This is a genomic window from Solihabitans fulvus (assembly GCF_008386585.1).
GTDB lineage: Bacteria > Actinomycetota > Actinomycetes > Mycobacteriales > Pseudonocardiaceae > Solihabitans > Solihabitans fulvus.
Genome location: NZ_VUOB01000356.1, coordinates 1 through 378, shown reverse-complemented (window position 1 = coordinate 378; position 378 = coordinate 1). Strand labels below are relative to the sequence as shown.

The following is a 378-nucleotide window of genomic DNA, read 5'->3' as shown; positions in this document are numbered from 1 at the left end:
ATGTAATTGAATTGGATAATGCCGCAGTTGTTCATTGGTGGAGGAACCCCCCACAAATCAGTAGAAGCATCTTGTCTATTTGTACCACTGTGCCGATATATGTTCCCGCTTGGCAAGTCTGAGCGCCATTACACAATACAATGGAGACTTCGAGCACAAGCCTCCTACGATTTTCTTGTAATTAATTTTTTTATTGCCCTTGTAGGCAGACGAGCATACGGCCGACCTGATGGTGAGTGGTTACCGGCGACCATGGACGTCAGCAATGCCAGGGGCAGAGCCAAGCCGCTGCCTACCGTTGAATTTCCGTTGTTCCACAGTCGGATCGACTTGTCCTCGCTGGCGGTGGCGAGGGTGTGCCCGTCCGGGCTGAACGCC

General features: G+C 51.9%; 1 protein-coding gene. It reads right to left on the bottom strand.

Going from position 1 to position 378, the window contains the following annotated elements; genetic code table 11:
* Positions 1-164: 164 nt before the first annotated feature.
* Positions 165-378, bottom strand: a 214-nt coding sequence (locus F0L68_RS44310) for a WD40 repeat domain-containing protein (RefSeq protein ID WP_223199660.1), incomplete at its 5' end; no start/stop codon positions are given.